General features: G+C 74.0%; 2 protein-coding genes and 1 pseudogene. 2 read left to right on the top strand and 1 reads right to left on the bottom strand.

All coding sequences use genetic code 11. From position 1 onward, the window contains the following. Both ACFQ8T_RS21635 and ACFQ8T_RS21630 read left to right on the top strand, forming a co-directional pair. Window positions 1-95, top strand: a pseudogene (locus tag ACFQ8T_RS21635) (carbohydrate ABC transporter permease); the annotation flags it as partial. A 94-nt stretch (window positions 96-189) separates the two neighbouring features. Further along, on the top strand, window positions 190-1,500 hold the full coding sequence (locus ACFQ8T_RS21630) for an ABC transporter substrate-binding protein (protein ID WP_430548510.1): 1,311 nt from the start codon (window positions 190-192) through the stop codon (window positions 1,498-1,500). Between the two features lie 88 nt (window positions 1,501-1,588). On the opposite strand, the gene ACFQ8T_RS21625 is transcribed toward ACFQ8T_RS21630, so the two are convergent. Beyond that, window positions 1,589-4,888, bottom strand: coding sequence for a GH92 family glycosyl hydrolase (locus ACFQ8T_RS21625; protein ID WP_430548509.1), 3,300 nt, complete (start codon window positions 4,886-4,888; stop codon window positions 1,589-1,591). Window positions 4,889-5,040: the final 152 nt, after the last annotated feature.

Genomic DNA, 5,040 nt, shown 5'->3' with positions numbered 1-5,040 from the left:
TGGCCGTCCTCGCCCTGCTACCCGTGATGATCTTCTTCATCCTCTTCCAGCGCTACATCGTCGACGGCGTCGCCACCCAAGGCCTCAAGGGCTGACGTCCGCCGCTGCTCCTGCACCACCCACCGAACCAGCCCGCGGCGGAACGACCGCCCGGGCCCGACCCCCGCAGAGCTGCGGGACGGAGGAACCATGAAGCTCGCACGACTCTCCGGCGCCGTCGCCGCCATCGCCGTCACGGTCGGCCTGACCGCCGCCTGCGGCAACGGCGGGGCCGACGCCGGCCCGGCCGCCAAGGTCTCCACGGACGACGACATCACGCTGTCGTTCGCCTGGTGGGGCAACGACGACCGCGCCGCGCGGTACGAGAAGGCGATCGACGCCTTCGAGGAGAAGTACCCGAACATCACCATCCAGACGCAGTTCCAGTCCTGGGACGACTACTGGACGGCGCGCTCCACCGAGGCCGCGGGCAGCGCCCTGCCCGACGTCGTCCAGATGGACGCGGGCTACGTACGTCAGTACGGCGCCACGGGCCAGCTCGCGGAGCTGGACGGCCAGGTGGGCGTCAACCTCGACGTCGACGGCGTCGACGACACCGCGCTCGCGTCGGGCCAGATCGAGGGCACGACGTACGCCGTCCCGGTCAGCCTCAACACCCAGTCGATCATCTACAACACGAAGCTCCTCAAGGAGCTCGGCATGGAGCCCCCGGCCGAGGGCTACACCTGGGACGACCTGGTCGCCTGGTTCGGCGACGTCGCCGAGGCCGGCGCGAAGCACGACCCGCAGGTGTACCCCATCGGCGACATGACGGGGAACAGCCCGTGGTTCCAGCAGTGGCTGGTGCAGCAGGGCAAGGCCCCGTTCACCGACGACGGCCAGATCGCCTTCACCCAGGAGGACGTGCAGGCCTGGGCCGACCTGTGGGCACCGCTGCGCGAGTCCAAGGCGTTCTTCCCCCCGCAGCGCGCGGCGCAGCTCGAGCCCAAGACCGGCCTGAACTCGAGCGAGGTCGTGGCCGAGGCCAACTGGGACACGCTGATGCCCAACTACGTGGCCGAGCTCGGCAGCGACGACCTCGACCTCATGCCCATCCCTACGGGTGACGACGGCAAGAAGATGTACTGGCACTCCGGCGTCATGCTCTCGGCGTCGGCCAGCTCCTCGCACCCGGACGCGGCGGCCGCGTTCATCGACTTCATGACCAACGACCCGCAGGTCGGCGAGATCTTCGGTACCTCCAAGGGGGTGCCGGCGACGGACGCCCAGAAGGACGCGATGAAGCTGGAGGACGGCTCTCCCGACTCCCGCCTCATCGGCTACGAGGACGCCAACGCCGACGACGTCACCGAGCCCGCGCCGGTGCCGGTCGAGGGCTACGGCGAGATCGAGGCCGAGATGGCCCGTCTCTCCGAGGAGATGCAGTACGGCAAGCTCACCGAGGACCAGTTCGTGGAGCAGTGGTTCGCGTACGTGCAGGACACCGTCAAGGCGCAGTGACGGCTTCCGCTGACGAAACCTGCTGACGAGACCTGCTGACGACGCCCCCCGGGCCGGCTCCGTGCCGGCCCGGGGGGCGTCGTCGTTCTCAGGCAAGCAGCTCGAGCTGGGCGAGCGTCAGCGGCCCGTCGCCGGCCGTCTCCGTGACGACCAGGCGAAGGCGCGCGCAGGCACGCGGGCGCGCGACGCCGAACGGCCGGGTCTGCCGGGCCCAGCGGAACGTCTCGCCCCGCCGCTCGTCGAGCACCGTCCAGGCCTCGCCGTCGTCCGACCCTTCCAGGCGCCAGGCGGCCGGCGCCGCGCCGTCGCCCGAGGTGAGCGTGTACCGCGCGACGACCGGCCGCCCGTCGTCCGCCGTCCACGTGACGACGGGCGTGCGGGTGGCGAAAGTCGACACGGTCGCCGAGGTGTCGTCGACCAGGGGCCCGCCGTCCGCGGGCGTCCCGCCGTCGTCGACGACGACCGTGCCGACCCCGGTCACGTCCACCAGAGGGGCGGGAGGCGCGTCACCGCGGGTGAGCGACGGTGGCGCGGCGTCCGGACCGGTGCCCCAGGCCGATGGCTCGGGGCCCATGACGAGCTCGATCGTGGCGCCGCCGACCAGGTCCGCGTGTGCCAGCCAGGCCGCCTGGCGCGGCTCGCCGTCCACGGTCAGGGACTGCACGTAGACGTTCTCGATGGAGTTCCCCACCGTCCGGACCACGAGGTCGCCGTCGGGCCGGTGCACGGTGACCTGGTCGAACAGGGGCGACCCGACGGCGTAGCGCGGCGAGCCGACCTGCAGCGGGTAGAGGCCGAGCGCGGCGAAGAGCCACCACGCCGACATCTCGCCGTTGTCCTCGTCGCCGGGGTAGCCCTGGCCGATCTCGCTGCCCACGAAGAGTCGGCGCAGCGCCTCGCGCAGGATCCGGTGCGCCTTCCACGGCGCGCCCACCGCGGTGTAGAGCCACGGCACGTGGTGCGACGGCTGGTTGCTCACGCCCCACATGCCGAGGCGCACGTCGCGGGCCTCGGTCATCTCGTGGATGACCTGGCCGTACCCGCCCACGTGCGTGCCGTCCTCGGGGCGGGCGAAGAACTCGTCGAGCCGCGCCTCCAGGCCCCCCGGACCGCCGTACAGGTTCGCGAGCCCTCGGGGGTCGTGCGGCGCGTGGAACGCGAAGTTCCAGGCGTTGGTCTCGGTGAAGGGCCCGCCCCAGTCGTCCGGGTCGAAGCGGTGGGCGGCGGGGGTGAACGCGCCGTCCGCGCCGCGCGCGCGGAAGAACCGGACCTCCGGGTCGAACAGCGCCCCGTACTGGCCGGCCCGGTCCAGCAGGTAGGCCGACTCCTCGCGCAGGTCGGCGCGGCGCGCGTCGGGTGTCGCCGGGTCCTCCGCGAGCGCCGCCGCCATCGTGCCGACGCCGAAGTCGTTGAGGCATCCCTCCAGCCCCCAGGACACCGACTCGTGCGTGGTGGCGGGCGTGTAGCCGAGGAAGGTCGACGACTCCAGCCCCTTGCGGCCCACGGCGTCGTGCGGGGGCGCGACGGTGGCGTTCTTCAGGGCGGCGTCGTAGGCGTCGAGGGCGACGTCGGCGGGCAGCGCGCCCTTGAGGTAGGCGTCCGCGAACGCGACGTCGGAGCTGGTGCCGGTCATGAGGTCGGCGTAGCCCGGGGACGACCAGCGCGAGATCCAGCCCCCGTCGCGGTACTGCTGCACGAACCCGTCGGCGAGGCTGGCCGTGAGCTGCGGGTGCAGGAGCGCGAGCGCCGGCCAGGCGGTGCGGTAGGTGTCCCAGAACCCGTGGTTGACCATCATCCGGCCGTCGGCGACGGAGGCCCCGGTGACCGTGTCGCTGCTGGGCCCGACGGGCGGCGCGACCGGGCTGGCGTACCGCGGCACGGGCGCCTCGAGCGTGCCGGCGTTCTCGGTGTGCGACGTCGGGTAGAGGTGCAGGCGGTAGAGGTTCGAGTACAGCGTGACGCGCTGGTCGTCGGTGGCCCCGACCACCTCGACGACACGGAGCCGCTCCTCCCAGAGCGCCCGCGCGGCCTCCTGGACCTCGGGGAACGACCGGCCGGCAAGCTCCTGGTCCAGGGCGCGCCGCGCCTGGTCGAGGCCGAGGTACGACGTCGCGAGCCGGAGCTCCACGACGGCGCCGTCGTCGTCCGAGGTGTCGAAGCTCGCGTACCGCGCGTGCTGCCGGTCGCCGCGGGCGGCACCGACGGCGACGGGCGCCCGGTCGAAGCTGCCGGCCACGAACATGCGGGTGCGGCCCACGGACAGCGGGCTGCCGTCGTCGACCCATCCCGTCACGGTGCCGTCGAGGTCCACCGCGAGGCGGGCCTCCCCGATGGACGTGGTGACCGTGTCGAGCAGCACGTGCCCGGGCACCCCCGGCGGGAAGCCGAACCGCAGCAGGCCGCCGTGGTCGGTGGGCGTGGCGGCGAGCGTGGTGCCGTCCGCGAGGGTCACGGCGTACAGGTCGGGGCGGGCGGTCTCGTCCGCGCGGTCGAACGGCAGGCCGCGCGCGGCGAGGTCGCCCGTCGGGGCGCCCGGACCGGTCGCCGGCTGCACGACGAGCTGGTTGCGGTCACCCATCCACGGGCTGGGCTGGTGCGAGACGCCGAACCCCTGCAGCACCGGGCGGTTCTGCGGGTCGTTGGCCCGGTGGTACTCGTACAGCCAGCGCCGCGAGCCCGCGTCGGTCATCGGCACCCAGAGCGTGAACCCGTGCGGCACCGCGGTGGCGGGCGCGTTGTTGCCCCGGGAGAACTGTCCGCTCGACATCGTGCCGCGGCGGGTGTCGACGAGGTCGACGAGATCGGGCCCGGGCGGCCCCGCGGGCTCCGCGACCAGGGCGACGTCGTCGAGCCAGCCGGAGAACGCGCCGTCCGCCAGGTCGTCGGGCGGATCGCAGCGCAGCAGGACGGCGTCGACCGTGCGGCCCGCGGCGACGGAGCCGACGTCGATCCGCACGGAGTTCCACTGGTCGGCGTACAGGATCTTGCCCTCGCCCTGGGCGCGCGCGGAGGCGCCGGTGCCGTGGGCGTCGACGGCCCGCAGGTCGGAGAGGTACGTGCCGTCGGTGAACGCCAGGTCCAGAGCCACGTACGTGGACGGGTACCGCAGGTCGCCGCGCAGGTCGGGCAGCACGACGTAGCTCAGCCGCGTGCGCGGCCCCACCTCGATCCCCAGGTCCCGGAAGAGCACGTGCGTCGCGGTCCCGGGGCCGTCCTTGAGCCCCGCGAAGCCCAGGGCGTGCAGGCCGGTGAACCCCGCGCGCCGCTTGTGCGTGGCGCCCGACGCCGGGCCGTCGCCCACGCGAGCGACCAGCGGCGCCCGGCGCACGGTCGGCAGCGGCGCAGGGTCACCGGGCTCGAACGAGGTGCGGAAGTCGGGTCCGGGCATGTGCTCCACTCTCCTGCGATCACGGCCGCGGGGGGGGGGGGGGGGGGGCCCCCCCCCCCCCCCGGGGGGGGGGGCCCCCCCCCCCCCCCCCCGCGGGCGGGCGGGGGGCGGAGGGAAAGGGGCGGGGGGGGCCCGGGCCGCCCCGCCCCCCC

This window comes from Isoptericola sp. NPDC056618, from assembly GCF_042792715.1.
GTDB classification, from domain to species: domain Bacteria; phylum Actinomycetota; class Actinomycetes; order Actinomycetales; family Cellulomonadaceae; genus Isoptericola; species Isoptericola nanjingensis.
This window is presented reverse-complemented; position numbering and strand designations above follow the sequence as displayed.

Coding starts and splice junctions, on each gene's coding strand:
- ACFQ8T_RS21630 (WP_430548510.1), top strand. CDS start 190: ATGAAGCTCGCACGACTCTCCGGCGCCGTCGCCGCCATCGCCGTCACG.
- ACFQ8T_RS21625 (WP_430548509.1), bottom strand. CDS start 4,888: ATGCCCGGACCCGACTTCCGCACCTCGTTCGAGCCCGGTGACCCTGCG.